This window comes from Rhodococcus sp. G6(2025), from assembly GCF_058628105.1.
The window spans coordinates 3046115-3060291 of sequence record NZ_CP179750.1; the positions used below are offsets into that span (position 1 = coordinate 3046115).

The following is a 14177-nucleotide window of genomic DNA, read 5'->3' on the forward strand; positions in this document are numbered from 1 at the left end:
CCGTCAGCGCGGTAGCGGCACCAGTTCGGCCAGATCACCGTCGGCCGCGCCCGCCGGTACCAGCGCCAGTGCTTCGCGGTCGATCAGGCCCGCGAGATGCGCGGTGCGGATTCCGGGGTCGACGCGCCACGTGCCGTCCGGTTGCGGGACCGCGGGCAGGATCCGGGTGGCGTCGCCACTAACCTCGGACGCATTCGCGATACGCGCCAGCTGACGCGGTGCCGGGGTGCGGCCCGTGAGTGCGGCCGTGATGGACGGAACCGTGGTCAGGAGCGTCACGACCGCGGCGTACGGATTCCCGGGCAGCCCGAGTACCACCCGCCCGTCGGGCAGCAGCGCGGTCACCTGCGAACCGCCCGGGCGGCACCGCACCCGCCCCACCACGACCCGGGCCTCCGCCCGGTCGAGCGCCGCACGCAACTGGTCGGCCGCGCCGCCGCCGGTGGCCCCGACGATCACGATCAGATCGGGCTGGCGGACTTCCCGGAACAGTTCGTCGAAGCTGTCGGACGTGTCCCGCAGGTGGGCGTCCGCGACCGTCCGGATGCCGCACCACGAGAGGAACTGGGGGAGAACGGGTCCCAGAGCATCCCGCGTCTGCCCGTGTCGTAGCGGACCGTCCCGCCGGATCTCGTCTCCTGTCACCACCACGTGCGCGCGGACTGGTCCGCGGACCCCCGCGGTGGTCACCTCCGCGCTCGCGGCGGCGGAGACGAGGGCGGGCGTGACGGCCGTGCCCTCCGCCGCGAGCCGGTACCCCTCGTGCCAGTCCTCGCCACGCCGCCGCGCGTCGTCGCGCACGGGGGCGTCCTCCCGGCGGGACAGTCGCGGCCCCACGGAGGTGTCTGTCGCCACGGCGAATTCGTCCCGCACGACGGCGGTGGCGCCGCTGGGGAGGTGCGCACCCGTCGCGATCCGGGCCGCCTCGCCGTCCGCCAGCTCGAGTTCCTCGGAGCTCCCCGCGTACCGGATGTCGTCGCGCAGCACCCACGGACCGTCGCCCGCGACGGCGTATCCGTCCATGGCGGAGACGGCGATGCGCGGGAGAGCTTCGGCGGCGAGCAGCGGCTCGGCGAGGGTGGCGCCGAGCGCCGTGCCGAGCGCCGCGGACCGCGGTGGGAGCGGGGGGACGACCGTCAGGATCGCCTCCCGGGCCTCGGCGATCGTGACCGGCGCCGCCGCGGCCCTGCTCCGGGCCCGCTCGACGTCGTCCGGTGTGTCGCAATCGGTGACGCCGCGGAACAGAACCGTCGCGAACGCGTCCGGAACGAGCGCCTTCATCGGCTGATTGACCGCCGACCCGAGCGCGCGCACACGGTCGGTCAACGCACCGACACGCCACGCGGACAACAGGAACTGCAGGCGGCCCGACTCGTCGACCGCGAACACGGTGTCGGCGTCCTGCACGGCGGCGGCGAGGGCCTCCACCATCGTGGGTTCCGCGAACGGCAGATCCGACGCGAGCAGAATCACCCGGTCGTCCGGTTCGGCGTCGAGCACGGCGAGTCCGGCGGCCACCCCCGCGACCGGCCCGGCGCCCGGCGGCGTCTCCTGCGTCTGGAGCACCGTCGAATCGAGGTCGGCGCGCCGAGGTCCCACGACGACGATGCGCTCACAGTCGTCGACGGCGTCGAGGGCGGTGTCGAGCATCCGGCGTCCGCCGACCACCACGGCCGGCTTGTCGACGCCGCCCATCCGAGTGGCTCGTCCACCGGCGAGGACGATCGCGTGAACGGGTGCGGCAGAGTTCATTCCCTCATGCTGCCGCACATCCTCAGTCGCTGTGCAGGTGGCTGCGCGGAGGTCCGGCGAGCCCGGACCGTCCGCCGCGCGCCGTGCTGACGCAGAGCCAGGCCACCGACGCCAGGCTGAGGGCCAAGAGGATTCCAATTACCAGCATGTATCGATTGTCGGGGCAATGTGGACCGCGAATTCCAGTCCTCTGTGGGAAAGTGGCCTGTATGAGTGTCGAACCAGTCCGAAGCGTCTCGGCAACCGAGTTGGCGGTGCTGCTCGGTGCGGCGCCCACCGGCGGGCAACCGCTGTACCGCGGGCTCGCCGACGCCCTCCGCGAGAGAGTGGCGGACGGGTCGATGGCCGTGGGAGTCCGGCTGCCCGCCGAACGGGCCCTCGCGGAGGAGCTCCGGCTCAGCCGGGTGACGGTCAGTGCCGCGTATCGCGAACTCCGCGAGTCCGGTTGGGCGTCGGCGCGACACGGATCGGGAACCTTCGTGGCGATGCCGTCGGGACCGCCGGCGTGGGGAAGCATGGTGGGCGCGCCGGTGGACGGTGTCATCGACCTCGTCAATGCCGCGCCGGCGGCGGCCCCCGAACTCAGGGAGGCCTACCTGGACGCCGTCGACGAGTTGCCCCGCTTCATGTCCCAGCACGGATACCACCCCGGCGGACTGACGACGCTCCGGGCGGCGATAGCAGGCCACTACACCCGCAGGGGTCGCCCGACCACCCCGGATCAGATCCTCGTCACGGGTGGCGCAGGTGATGCCACCGAAGTGGTCTTCGAGGCTCTGGTCGAGGCGGGCGACCGCGTCCTGGTCGAACACCCGACCTATCCCGGGGCGGTCGAGTCCGTGCAGGCGGCCGGCGGCCGACCCGTTCCGGTGGCGATCGATGCGACCGACCCGGACGCGTTCGTCGCCGAGGTCGACCGGGCCGCGCGGCAGAGCGCCCCGACGGTGGCGTACCTGATGCCGGACTTCTCCAATCCCTCGGGAGCCAGGGCGACCCCCGAGGGCAGGCGGCGACTGGCCGCGACCCTGGCGCGCCACGGCGTGGTGACCGTCGTGGACGAGGTGGCGGCGGAACTCGTGCTGGACGGTTCGGACGACCACGAGCCGTTCGGCGTCCCGGTCCCGGAATCGGCGGCTGTGGCGATCGGCAGCCTCAGCAAAACCGTGTGGGGAGGTATCCGCATCGGCTGGGTGCGTGCCGAGGCCGCCCGCACCGCACAGATGGCCAAGATCATGGCACGCAGGCAATTGTCGGTCTCGGTGCTGGATCAGCTTGCGGCCGTCCGCTTGTTCGCCCGGCACGACCGTCTGGTCGCGCAGCGGCGCCGGGACCTCCGGGTGCAGCGGGACGCGCTCGCGGCGGCTGTCGACGATCGGTTGCCCGGGTGGAACTACGTGCTGCCCGCCGGGGGGCTGTCCCTGTGGTGCGCGCTCCCGGCCGGAACGAGTTCGACGGAACTCGTCGCCGCGGCCCGGTCGAGGGGCTTGCTCCTGGCTCCCGGGCCCCGGTTCGGTACCGGCCATCTATTCGACGACCACCAGCGGTTGCCCTTCACGCGGCCGGTGTCCGAGCTGACCGCAGCCGTGAATATCCTTGCCACCCTGGTCGTGTCCGGCGACGCGTCGATGTCCGCGGCGCCGACGCTCGTCGTGTGACGCGCGGGTGTCCGGCGTGAAAGTACCTGTGAATCGAAGTATCGGTCAGAGACCAGTTCGGTACCGGGAAAGGGGCTGATCTTTATCGACGCTCTGGCATAGTGATGCCGTCGACCGCTCGCTGAATTGGGGTATGTCATGGGCTCGTTGTTCCGCAGATCCTTCGGCGCCGCTGTACTCGGCTCGGTCCTCGCGCTGACTGCCGCCCTCGTGGGCGCAGGCACCTCCTCGGCGCAACCACCGTTGCCGTTGCCCCCCTTGCTGTCCGCACCCGCTGCCGACGCGATCTTCCCCGTCGCCGACCCCGACCCCTTCTACCTCCAGCCCGCGGACGTCGCCGACCATGCACCGGGCGAGGTCCTGAAGATCCGGCAGCTGCCGCCGTCGTACTACTTCCCCGGCAGCGCGATGTGGGAGCTGCTGTTCCGGACAACCGACTCCGAGGGCAAGCCGATCGCGGCGAACACCACGTACGTGCTGCCCCCGAACCACGTCCCGGACGGACCGCTGGTGTCGTACCAGCACATCATCAATTCGCTGGGCAACAAGTGCAAGATCGTCACCGAGCTCTACACCACCGACCCCCTGCACCAGATCCGCGAGGCTGCGGGACTCAACATCGCACTCGCGCGCGGGTGGGCAGTGGCGCTGCCCGACCATCTCGGACCGAGGATGGCGTACGGCGCAGCGAAGCTCGGTGGCCAGATCACCCTCGATGGCATCCGCGCCGTGCAACGGGTCCCGGAACTGCAGGTGCAGAACAGCAAGGTCGGACTGGGCGGATACTCCGGCGGCGGCATGGCCACGGCCTGGGCGGCGGCGCTGGCGCCGAGCTACGCCCCCGAACTGAACATCGTCGGCGCCGCCGAGGGCGGAACCCCGATGAACCTGGTGAAGATGGCGGAGGCACTCGGCACCAACCCGCACCCCGCGTTCGGTCTCGCGATGGCCGCCGCACTGGGCCTGGAACGCGAATACCCGGACCGCATCGACGTCAGCGGCCAGCTCAACGATCAGGGCCGCTGGATGAAGCAGATGATCGGCAACGGATGCACCAACGAGATCATGCTGTTCGGACTCGGGCGCAGCGCGTCACAGATGACCGACAACAAGAACTTCATGGACGATCCGGAAGCGTGGAAGGTGATGGAGGAGAACAGTCTGGAGCTGTATGCGGGCGTGCCCACCACGCCGGTCTTCGAATGGCACAGCCCGACGGACGCACTGATCCCGGTCGATTCGATCGACACCACCCTGCGGCGGTACTGCGACGCGGGCACACCGGTGCAGACGCTGCTCACTCCGACCCCCGACCACCTGTCGGCGGCGGCGCTGGGACTGCCGCAGGGGCTGGACTGGATGGACGCCCGGTTCCGCGGTGATCCCGCGCCGAGCACCTGCTGAGGCGGGCGGGACGTCAGCCGGACCGATCGAACCGGTGCCGGGCCGCCGCGAGATCCACGCGGCCGTCCCGGATGGGAACACCCTCGAGTTCGAGCTTCGCGATCTGCCGGTGCGCGAGGTGCGGCGCCGGTCGTCCCGACGCGCCCAGCACCCGGTGCCAGGGGAGGTCGGCGGAGTCGGTGCGCATGATCCAGCCGACCGTCCGCGCACTGGACAGCCCTGCCGCCGAGGCGATGTCGCCGTACGTGGCCACCCGGCCGGGTGGAATCGACGCGACCAGCGCGCGGACCGCCTCGACCTGTTCCTCCGTCGTCGCGACCATCAGAGGAGTGTGCGGACGAGCTCGGCGACCTCGTCGGGCCGGGCCTGCGGCACCATGTGATCGCAGTCGAGGTCGACGGCGGTGAGGTTGTCGCCCAGATGGTCGGTGAGAGCCTTGCGGAACTCGGGTGTGACGTACGGCGGCTGCACCTTCGACGCCTGCACGAGGACGGTCGGCAGGTGCGCGGGCGGCAGGACGGCCTCGCGTGCGAGCTCGCCCCAGGCCGTGACGACGGCGGGGGTGGACAGCCGCCAGTTGACCCGGCCGTTCGCCAGCGGCACCAGGTGTTCGGCGATCTCGTTCTCGAGGACGTCGCGGGCCACTTCGCCCCACGAGCCGTGCACCTTCTCGGACCGGGCCTCCGCGACGTCGGTGTAGTCGGGGGAGGAGATGGTGAGATCCGCCACCGATTGCATCAGCTCGGCATCGAGCCCGATCGCGGGATCGAGCAGCACGAGTCCCCGGACGCGGTCGGGGACGGCCCGCGACAGGTGCAGTGCCAGGGCACACCCGAACGAGTGACCCACGACCAGCACGGGTCCCCGGGCGTGTGCGTCGAGCGTGTCGACGAGACTCCTGACGTGGGCCTCGAGATTCCACGGCGGCGACCACGTGGAGCGGCCGTGGCCGAGCAGGTCGGGGGAGATCCAGCGGGCGTCCGGCAGGTGGTCGGTGGCCAGCGCCTCCCACCGTCTGCCGTGACCGGTGAGTCCGTGCAGGGCGAGGATCTCCGTGCCGTCCTCGGCGCCGAACAGGTACGTATTCAGTGCTGACACGTGACCCATGATGCCGGATCGGGTCGCCGCACGGGATGTCGGACCGTTCTGGTGGAATGCCATCCATGACGGAATCGGCGGTGCGCACCAGGACGTCGGTTCCCCGTGCCCGGCTCGTGCACCGCCAGAACCCGGTCCGCGAGGCCCGGGTGTGGGACGACGCCACGCAGCGGGTCCTCACCGCACCGCCCCTCGGCCTGGGCTGGAATCCCTGGCAGGTGCTCGGCGGCCCGGGAACGGGCAAGACCTCGCTTCTCGTCGACGTCGCGGTGGACCGGATCGCCGGCGGCGAGGACCCGGAGTCGGTGCTCGTCCTGACGCAGTCGAAGCGAGCGGCGGGGCGGGTGCGCGAAGAGGTCACCGCCGCCCTCATCGGCCACGACGAACATCACGGCCCCCGCGCCACGCGCGAACCGCTCGTCCGCACCGTCCACTCCTACGCCTTCGCGGTGCTGAGACTGCAGGCCGCCGCCCACGGAAATCCACCCCCGCGGCTTATCACCGGCGCCGAACAGGACGCGGTGCTGCGCGAGATGCTGCACGGCGACATCGCGGACGGCGGCGAGATGTGGCCCGAACGTCTGCGTCCCGCACTGGCGCTGGGCGGCTTCGCCGTCGAACTACGCGACCTCATGCTGCGCTCGAGCGAGCGCGGTCTCGGCCCGGAAGACCTGATCAAGCTCGGCCAGCGGCACTCCCGTCCCGAGTGGGTGGCGGCGGGGATGTTCGCCGCCCGGTACGAGCACGGCATGCTGCTGCGCGGAGCCGTCGGTGTCGAGGCCCCCGAGGCCACGGCGCCCGCACTCGACGCCGCCGAACTCATCGGCGCGGCCCTCACCGCGTTCGCCACCGACCCCGACCTGCTGCGCACCGAGCGGGCCCGGGTGCGGCACCTGCTCGTCGACGACGCCCAGCACCTCGATCCGCAGGCCGCGGAACTCGTCCGGCTCCTCGGCACCGGTACCCGCACCACGGTCGTCGCCGGCGACCCGGACCAGTCGATCTACGGCTTTCGCGGAGCCGACCCGACATTCCTCGCCGAGCTGGCCGACAAGGGCGATCCCCGGCAGGTGTTGCTGCCGGTCAACTTTCGCAGTTCGGCGGAGGTCGCGACCACGGCGGCCCGGATCACGTCCCGGCTTCCGGGACACCTGCCGCATCGGATCTGGAGCCCAGCGCAGGACGGTGGCCGGACGTCGGTCCGGGTGCTGAGCACGGCGGCGAAAGAGGCCGCGCTCATCGCCGACACCCTGCGTCGCGCCCACCTCCTCGACGGGGTGCCGTGGTCGGAGATGGCGGTGATCGTGCGCTCGGTTCCGCGCGCCCTGGCGCCGCTGCGCCGCGCCCTGCTGGGTGCGGGTGTGCCCGTCACCACCGCAGCGTCCGAGCTGCCGCTGGCCCGTCAGCACGGGGTGTCGGGACTGATGCTGGTGCTGCGGGCCCTGTCGGGTCAGGAATTCACGGGCGAGGACGCGCTCGCCCTGCTCGCCGGCCCGGTCGGCGGCGCAGAACCCGTGGCGCTCCGGCGTCTTCGCCGTGGTCTGCGGCGCGCCGAGCTGGCGTCCGGCGGCGACCGCGACTCGGCGGAGCTCCTCCGTCTCGTGCTGGTGGGCGAGACCGACAGCACCCGCAGGGTCACGGCCAAGCTGACCGACGTCGAAGCGGCATCCCTGAACCGGGTGCTGTCCGTGCTGCGCAAGGCGAAGGTTCCCCTGGACCGCGGGCGCGGCATCGAGGACGTGCTGTGGGCGGCATGGCAGGCCACCGGACTCGAACGCCGCTGGTCGGCGGCCTCCGCCCGCGGGGGTCCGATCGGCGCACAGGCCGACCGCGACCTCGACGCCGTGGTCGCCCTGTTCGACGCCGCGGCGAGTTACGTCGACCGCCTCCCGCGCGCACAGCTCGCCGGGTTCGTCGACTACCTCACCGGGCAGGCCATTCCCACCACACGGAACGTCTCCGCAGTCCCGGTCGACGCCGTCTCGGTGCTCAGCGCCCACTCGGCTGCCGGCCGCGAATGGGACGTCGTCGCGGTCGCCGGTGTGCAGGAAGGGCTGTGGCCCAGTCTGCGGGCCCGCGGAAGCCTGCTCGGCACCGAGGCGCTGATCGATCTGACCGCCGGAGTGTCCGACGGCAGCGAGACGGCCGCCGACCGGATGTCGCGCACCGCACCGCTCCTGGCCGAGGAACGCAGGCTGTTCCTGGTGGCGTGCAGCCGGGCGCGGCGGAGTCTGCTCGTCACCGCGGTCGACTCGGCCAGCGGCGACGCCGACCTCGTCCACTCCCGTTTCGTCGACGAACTGCTCGCCGGAGACCAGGATTCGGACGTCGAGGAGGCGGTCGTGCAGGCGGAGGATCCCGCGACCCGGGTCCTCGCTCTCCCCGCCCTGGTCGCCGAATTGCGCAGCGTGGTCTGCGATCCGGACGTCGCGGAATCCGACCCCGCCCGGCAGGAACGCGCGGCGCGCCAACTCGCCCGGCTCGCCGACGCCGGAGTGCGCGGTGCACACCCGGACCAGTGGTACGGCACCGCCGCGCCGAGCACCGGCGTGGCGTTGTGGAACGAGGAGGACGGCCCGGTGTCGTTGTCGCCGTCCACCATCGACCTGCTCAACACGTGCCCGCTGCGGTGGCTGCTCGAACGCCACGGCGGGACGGACGGCGACAACACTCACGCCATCGCCGGAACGCTCGTGCACACGCTGGTGCAGGCGCTCGCCGGGCGGATCCCGCCCGATCAGGTGGCACGCGCGCTCGAGAATGCCTGGGAGTCGATCGATCTGGGGTCACAGTGGTACTCGAGGCGCGAACTCGACCGCACCCGGGACATGCTCGCCACGTTCACCGCCTGGCTCGGTAACACCCGGTCCGAACTCACCGAGGTCGGTGTCGAGGTGGCAGTCGACGGCGTCCTGGAACCGCGGGAAGAGGGTTCCCCGACGATCCGGCTGCGGGGGCGGATCGATCGGCTCGAGCGTGATGCCGAGGGCAGGCCCGTCATCGTCGACGTGAAGACCGCCCGCTCACCCGTCACCAAGGACGACGCCCAGCAGCACGCCCAGCTGGCGGCGTACCAGGTGGCGGCGGCGGTCGGCGCGATCGACGGGGAGCCGGCGTCGAAACCCGGTGGGGCGCGGCTGGTCTTCGTCGCCAAACCGCACAAAAAGGAAGGCGCGACCCAGCGGGTGCAGGCACCGCTGGAGGACGAGGACCTCGAGGTGTGGCTCGCGGTCATCCACGCGGCAGCGGCGGCCACCAAGGGGCCGGAGTTCCTCGCCCGCGTCAACGACGGTTGCCGGCACTGCCCGGTGCGCACGAGTTGCCCCGCGCACGACGAGGGACGGCAGGTGACGTCGGAATGACCATCCGTATCGACCCGGTGGAACTCGCCGTCGGCCTGGGGCAGCATCCACCGACCCCGGAGCAGGCTGCCGTCATCGCGGCCCCCCTCGGCCCGACTCTCGTCGTCGCGGGGGCAGGCGCGGGCAAAACCGAGACGATGGCGGCCCGCGTCGTGTGGCTGGTGGCCAACGGTGTCGTCGACCCCGAGGCGGTGCTGGGGCTGACGTTCACCCGCAAGGCGGCGCAGCAGCTGACCGCCCGGATCAGGAAACGCCTTGCCCGGCTTGCAGGTTCGGACCTGCTCCGCAGGGTCGACCCGGGCGGCGACCTGCGGTCGCGGATCCTCGCGGGCGAACCGGAAGTCAGCACCTACCACTCCTACGCCGGGCGACTGCTGTCCGAGCACGGGCTCCTGCTGCCCATCGAACCCTCGGCGACGCTCCTGTCGGAGACGGAACTGTGGCAGCTGGCGCACCGGGTGGTCAGCTCGTGGGACGGCGACCTCGACACCGACCGGAATCCGGCGTCCGTCACCGAAGCCGTGCTCGCGCTGTCCGGGCAACTGGCCGAGCATCTCGTCGAACCGGACGATCTGCGGGAGGCCCACACCGAGCTCGACAAGCTCGTCCACACCCTGCCCGCCGGACCGCGGCAGCGCGGCGGCCCCGGAAAGGAACTGCTCGACATCCTCGACACCCAGCACCGGCGGGTGGAACTCCTTCCACTGGTGCACCGTCTCGCGGACACTCTGCGCCGGGAAGGTGCGCTCGACTTCGGCAGCCAGATGTCGCTGGCGGCACGGGTCGCCGCGGACCATCCCGAGGTGGGACTCGCCGAGCGCACCCGCTTCCGGGTGGTGCTGCTCGACGAGTACCAGGACACGGGACACTCGCAGCGGGTGCTGCTGTCGTCCCTGTTCGGCGGTGGCCTCGACGGCGAACTCGCGCTCACCGCGGTGGGCGACCCCATGCAGTCCATCTACGGCTGGCGTGGTGCCTCGGCGGCCAACCTGCCCCGCTTCGCGACGGATTTCCCGCTGGCGAACGGAGATCCGGCGCCGACCCTGGAACTGCTCACGAGCTGGCGTAACCCGCCGGAGGCCCTGGCGCTGGCCAACATGGCTTCGGCGTCCCTGCGCGAGCGGGGCGTGTCGGTCAGCACGCTGCGGGCACGACCACAGGCCGTCCCGGGTGATGTGCGGCTGGCCCTCACCGGTGACGTCGTGCAGGAGCGCGAATGGGTGGCCGACCGCATCGCCGAACAGTACGCGGACGCCACGAGCCGGGGCGAGGATCCGCCGACCGCCGCGGTGCTGATCCGCCGCAACGCGGACGCCGCACCGATCGCGGAAGTCCTGCGTTCCCGGGGGCTTCCGGTCGAAGTGGTCGGGCTCGGCGGACTGCTCCACACCCCCGAGGTGGCCGACGTGATCGCGATGCTCCGGGTGGTCGCCGACCCGATGGCGGGCAGTGCCGCCGTGCGGATGCTGACCGGGGCGAGATGGCAGATCGGGGCCGCCGACCTGACGGCGCTGTCGCGGCGAGCATCCGAACTGGCCATCGGAACCGGCTACGGCACCACCGGCGCCGTCACCGATTCGTCCGCTCTGGCCGACGCCGTCGGCCAGGCGTTGCCCGGTGAACACGCGGAGCAGGCCGGGCTGGCGGACGCCCTCGCGGATCCCGGCCCCGCCGAACGCTATTCGCAGGTCGGCTTCGCCCGGATCACCGCCGTCGCGGCGGAGTTGGCGTCTCTGCGTGAGCGGATCGGGCAGCCACTCACCGAGCTGGTGGCCGAGGTGGAACGGGCTCTGGGTATCGGCATCGAGGCGCAGGCCCGGACGCGTCGGTCGGCGCGGGGCAGTGCCGGCCGTGAACATCTCGACGCCTTCGCCGACGTCGTCGCCGGGTACGCGAGCCGCACGTCGGCCACCGTCACCGGACTGCTCGCGTTCCTGTCGGCCGCCGAATCGGTCGAAAAAGGTTTGGCGCCGGGCGAAGTCGAGGTGGACCCGCACCGCGTCCAGGTGCTGACGGTGCACTCCGCGAAGGGGCTGGAGTGGGAAGTGGTGGCGGTACCGCACCTCACTGCGGGCGTCTTTCCGTCGCGGACGGCGTCCGGGTCCTGGCTCGGTGCCGTCGGTGAACTGCCGCCGTCGTTGCGCGGAGACCGTGCGCGGCCGGGGGAGTCGGCCGACGGCGTGCCCGTTCTCGAGCTCGAGAACCTGTACGACCGGAAAGACCTCGAGGAGGCCGTGAAGGCGCACAAGGCGGCGCTGGCGTCGCGCAAACTCGACGAGGACCGCCGGCTGTTCTACGTCGCACTCACCCGCACCGAACGGGTGCTGTTCGCGTCGGGTCACCACTGGGCAGAATCCGGAACCGAGCCCAAGGGTCCGTCGGAGTTCCTCACCGAACTGCGCGACACGGTGACCGACGAGGAGCACGAGGGAATCGGGATCGTCGACATCTGGGCGCCCGCACCCGAACCCGACGAGCAGAACCCGCTGACGAGTACCCCCAAGTCGGCTGTGTGGCCGCGGGATCCGCTCGGGCTCCGCCGGGAGTCGGTCGAGCGGGGCGCGGCGCTGGTCGTCGCGGCGCTGACGAGTGCCGGCGAGCCGGCACCGGCAGGCGAGGACGACGATCCCGAGAACTGGGCAGCCGACGTCGACGCGCTTCTCGCGGAGCGGGAGGCGCGGGCGAACGCGCGCACCGAGGTGGTGTTGCCCGGTCAGTTGTCGGTGAGCCAGCTCGTCGAGTTGGAAGCCGACCCGGACGCCCTGGCCGCCCGGCTGCGGCGTCCGCTGCCGTTCCCGCCGAATCCGCTCGCGCGGCGCGGTACCGCGTTTCACGCCTGGGTGGAGCGCCGCTTCGGGGCCACCCGGCTGCTCGACCTCGACGAGCTGCCCGGTGCCGCCGACACGGATGCGGGCCCCGACACCGACCTCGCGACCCTGCAGGATGCGTTTCTGCGCTCGTCCTGGGCGGACCGCAACCCGACCGAGGTCGAGGTGCCGTTCGAGACTTCGGTGGCGGGCACGGTGCTGCGCGGCCGGATCGACGCGGTGTTCACCGACCCCGACGGCGGGTGGACGGTGATCGACTGGAAGACCGGCGCCGAGCCGAGCGCGGCCAACGAGAAGGCCGTCGTGATGCAGCTGGCCGCGTACCGGCTGGCGTGGGCCGAACTGATGGACGTTCCGATCGAGCGGGTTCGCGCCGCGTTCCACTACGTGCGGACAGGGCGGACGATCGCGCCGGACCACCTGCCCGACGCCGACGCGCTTGCCCGTCTGCTCCGTTCCGCCGGTTCTCCCGACGAAGAGATCAGGCCTGACGTCGAGCCTTCAGCGACTCGGTGACCAACGGGATCTGCAGCGGAAGACGCAGCAGCACACCGGCTTTCTGCGCATTCGTCGTCTTGGAGCTCTTCAGCCAGTCCACTGCCATGTTGACGTTGGCGGGGAAGACGGCGACGAACAGGAGAGCAGCGAGGCCGCCACCGAGCCTGCGGGTTCGCGGCACGGCGAGCGCGGTGCCGATGGCGAGCTCGGCGACCCCCGACACGTACGTGTAGGTGCGGGCCTCGCCCGGAAGTTGGGTGGGGATCGTGGAGTCGAAGAACTTGGGGGCGACGAAGTGCATCGTGCCGGCGCCGAGCAGCAGCGCAGCAAGGCGGAGTGCGGGCTTCTGGCTCGGTCGTGGTGTGTGGCTCTCTCGTTGCATTACGTCAGCTTGCCCGAACCACTCGGTTCGCGACAACGAGGCTCCGACGTGTCACCGACGGGGCAATCGGGGTTAGGCTGCCAGCCGATGTCGGAGTTCAGTGCAACGTGGGGACGAACATATGGCCGGTAGGCTGCGTGAGAGATTGACCAGGTCGGACACCCTGACCGACCGGCCTGACTTCGCGTTGGTGGGGGTGCTCCGGATTCCGGAGCTGCAGACCAGTCCGGCGCGGGCGATCTACCGCCGCGTGGGTATCGCCCTGGCGGCGTTGATGTTGGCGGTTCTCATCGTCTACATCGACCGGGCGGGCTACCGCGACGCGCAGGACAACGAATTGTCGCTTCTCGACTGCATCTACTACGCGACGGTGTCGCTGTCCACGACGGGCTACGGCGACATCACGCCGTTCACCCCGTCCGCGAGGCTCGTCAACGTTCTCCTGATCACGCCTCTTCGAATCTTCTTCCTCATCGTCCTCGTCGGTACGACTCTCTCCGCGCTCACGCAGAGCTCCCGGCAGGCGTTCAAAATCCAGCGTTGGAGGCAGCACGTGCGCAATCACACCGTGGTGATCGGCTACGGAACCAAGGGACGCACCGCGATCGACGCGATGCTCGGCGACGACGTTCCGCCGTCGGAGATCGTGGTGGTCGACACCGATCACGCGGTGCTCGACTCGGCGGCCAGCAAGGGGCTGGTCACGGTCCACGGGTCCGCCACCAAATCGGACGTGCTGCGGTTGGCGGGCGCGCAGAACGCGTCGGCGATCATCGTCGCGGCCAACCGTGACGACACCGCGGTGCTGGTGACGCTGACGGCGCGCGAGATCGCACCGAAGGCGAAGATCGTCGCGGCGATCCGCGAATCCGAGAACACGCATCTGCTCCGGCAGTCCGGCGCCGATTCGGTCGTCGTGTCCTCCGAGACCGCGGGCCGGCTCCTCGGCATCGCCACGAAGACGCCGAGCGTCGTCGAGATGATGGAGGACCTCCTGACTCCGGAGGCCGGTTTCGCGATCGCGGAGCGCCCCGTGGAGCGGGACGAGATCGGCGGCTCCCCGCGTCACCTCGCGGACATCGTGCTCGGCGTGGTGCGGGACGGGCGGCTGATCCGGGTCGGCTCACCGGAGGTCGATTCGATCGAGGAGAACGACCGACTGCTGTACATCCGTCGGGTCGCCAACTGACCGGCAGTA

General features: G+C 71.2%; 10 protein-coding genes. 5 read left to right on the plus strand and 5 right to left on the minus strand.

All coding sequences use genetic code 11. The features are described 5' to 3' along the window. Nucleotides 1-3: 3 nt before the first annotated feature. Together ACLIVD_RS13845 and ACLIVD_RS13850 are read right to left on the minus strand one after the other, a co-directional pair. Complete coding sequence (locus ACLIVD_RS13845; RefSeq protein ID WP_491932593.1) at nt 4-1752, minus strand: NTP transferase domain-containing protein; 1749 nt, start codon at nt 1750-1752, stop codon at nt 4-6. A 22-nt stretch (nt 1753-1774) separates the two neighbouring features. Continuing rightward, a complete protein-coding gene (locus ACLIVD_RS13850; RefSeq protein WP_274542819.1) occupies nt 1775-1900 on the minus strand; it encodes a hypothetical protein in 126 nt (41 codons plus the stop codon). A 61-nt stretch (nt 1901-1961) separates the two neighbouring features. Between ACLIVD_RS13850 and yczR the strand changes: the two genes are divergently transcribed. Both yczR and ACLIVD_RS13860 read left to right on the plus strand, forming a co-directional pair. Then, nucleotides 1962-3407 carry a MocR-like transcription factor YczR gene (yczR, locus tag ACLIVD_RS13855; protein WP_283335233.1) on the plus strand — a complete coding sequence of 482 codons (1446 nt, stop codon included), beginning with the start codon at nt 1962-1964 and terminating at the stop codon, nt 3405-3407. Nucleotides 3408-3545: 138 nt separating this feature from the next. Continuing rightward, nucleotides 3546-4811: a lipase family protein gene (locus tag ACLIVD_RS13860; RefSeq protein ID WP_491932594.1), complete on the plus strand. Its 1266-nt coding sequence runs from the start codon at nt 3546-3548 to the stop codon at nt 4809-4811. Nucleotides 4812-4824: 13 nt separating this feature from the next. Here ACLIVD_RS13860 and ACLIVD_RS13865 read toward each other — a convergent pair whose 3' ends face one another. Then, nucleotides 4825-5133 (minus strand): MGMT family protein, encoded by a 309-nt coding sequence (locus tag ACLIVD_RS13865; protein WP_009479577.1) that lies wholly within the window; start codon nt 5131-5133, stop codon nt 4825-4827. Beyond that, nucleotides 5133-5918, minus strand: a complete 786-nt coding sequence (locus ACLIVD_RS13870) for an alpha/beta fold hydrolase (protein WP_283335274.1) — start codon at nt 5916-5918, stop codon at nt 5133-5135. The genes ACLIVD_RS13865 and ACLIVD_RS13870 overlap by 1 nt, the downstream gene beginning before the upstream one ends. A 56-nt stretch (nt 5919-5974) precedes the next feature. Here ACLIVD_RS13870 and ACLIVD_RS13875 point away from each other — a divergent pair, with 56 nt between their 5' ends. Then, nucleotides 5975-9271: an ATP-dependent helicase gene (locus ACLIVD_RS13875; RefSeq protein WP_491932595.1), complete on the plus strand. Its 3297-nt coding sequence runs from the start codon at nt 5975-5977 to the stop codon at nt 9269-9271. Beyond that, on the plus strand, nt 9268-12615 hold the full coding sequence (locus tag ACLIVD_RS13880; protein WP_283353750.1) for an ATP-dependent helicase: 3348 nt from the start codon (nt 9268-9270) through the stop codon (nt 12613-12615). The genes ACLIVD_RS13875 and ACLIVD_RS13880 overlap by 4 nt, the downstream gene beginning before the upstream one ends. On the opposite strand, the gene ACLIVD_RS13885 is transcribed toward ACLIVD_RS13880, so the two are convergent. Then, nucleotides 12581-12979, minus strand: a complete 399-nt coding sequence (locus tag ACLIVD_RS13885; protein WP_280781662.1) for a DoxX family protein — start codon at nt 12977-12979, stop codon at nt 12581-12583. The two genes, ACLIVD_RS13880 and ACLIVD_RS13885, sit on opposite strands and share 35 nt — an antisense overlap. A gap of 121 nt (nt 12980-13100) precedes the next feature. Here ACLIVD_RS13885 and ACLIVD_RS13890 point away from each other — a divergent pair, with 121 nt between their 5' ends. Then, nucleotides 13101-14168: a potassium channel family protein gene (locus tag ACLIVD_RS13890; protein WP_009479578.1), complete on the plus strand. Its 1068-nt coding sequence runs from the start codon at nt 13101-13103 to the stop codon at nt 14166-14168. The last annotated feature ends 9 nt before the right edge of the window (nt 14169-14177 follow it).

What these genes read in the sequence shown, in the direction of transcription:
- ACLIVD_RS13890 (WP_009479578.1), top strand. Translation starts at nt 13,101, where the DNA reads ATGGCCGGTAGGCTGCGTGAGAGATTGACCAGGTCGGACACCCTGACC.
- ACLIVD_RS13885 (WP_280781662.1), bottom strand. Translation starts at nt 12,979, where the DNA reads ATGCAACGAGAGAGCCACACACCACGACCGAGCCAGAAGCCCGCACTC.
- ACLIVD_RS13875 (WP_491932595.1), top strand. Translation starts at nt 5,975, where the DNA reads ATGACGGAATCGGCGGTGCGCACCAGGACGTCGGTTCCCCGTGCCCGG.
- ACLIVD_RS13865 (WP_009479577.1), bottom strand. Translation starts at nt 5,133, where the DNA reads ATGGTCGCGACGACGGAGGAACAGGTCGAGGCGGTCCGCGCGCTGGTC.
- ACLIVD_RS13860 (WP_491932594.1), top strand. Translation starts at nt 3,546, where the DNA reads ATGGGCTCGTTGTTCCGCAGATCCTTCGGCGCCGCTGTACTCGGCTCG.
- ACLIVD_RS13850 (WP_274542819.1), bottom strand. Translation starts at nt 1,900, where the DNA reads ATGCTGGTAATTGGAATCCTCTTGGCCCTCAGCCTGGCGTCGGTGGCC.
- ACLIVD_RS13870 (WP_283335274.1), bottom strand. Translation starts at nt 5,918, where the DNA reads ATGGGTCACGTGTCAGCACTGAATACGTACCTGTTCGGCGCCGAGGAC.
- ACLIVD_RS13880 (WP_283353750.1), top strand. Translation starts at nt 9,268, where the DNA reads ATGACCATCCGTATCGACCCGGTGGAACTCGCCGTCGGCCTGGGGCAG.
- yczR (WP_283335233.1), top strand. Translation starts at nt 1,962, where the DNA reads ATGAGTGTCGAACCAGTCCGAAGCGTCTCGGCAACCGAGTTGGCGGTG.
- ACLIVD_RS13845 (WP_491932593.1), bottom strand. Translation starts at nt 1,752, where the DNA reads ATGAACTCTGCCGCACCCGTTCACGCGATCGTCCTCGCCGGTGGACGA.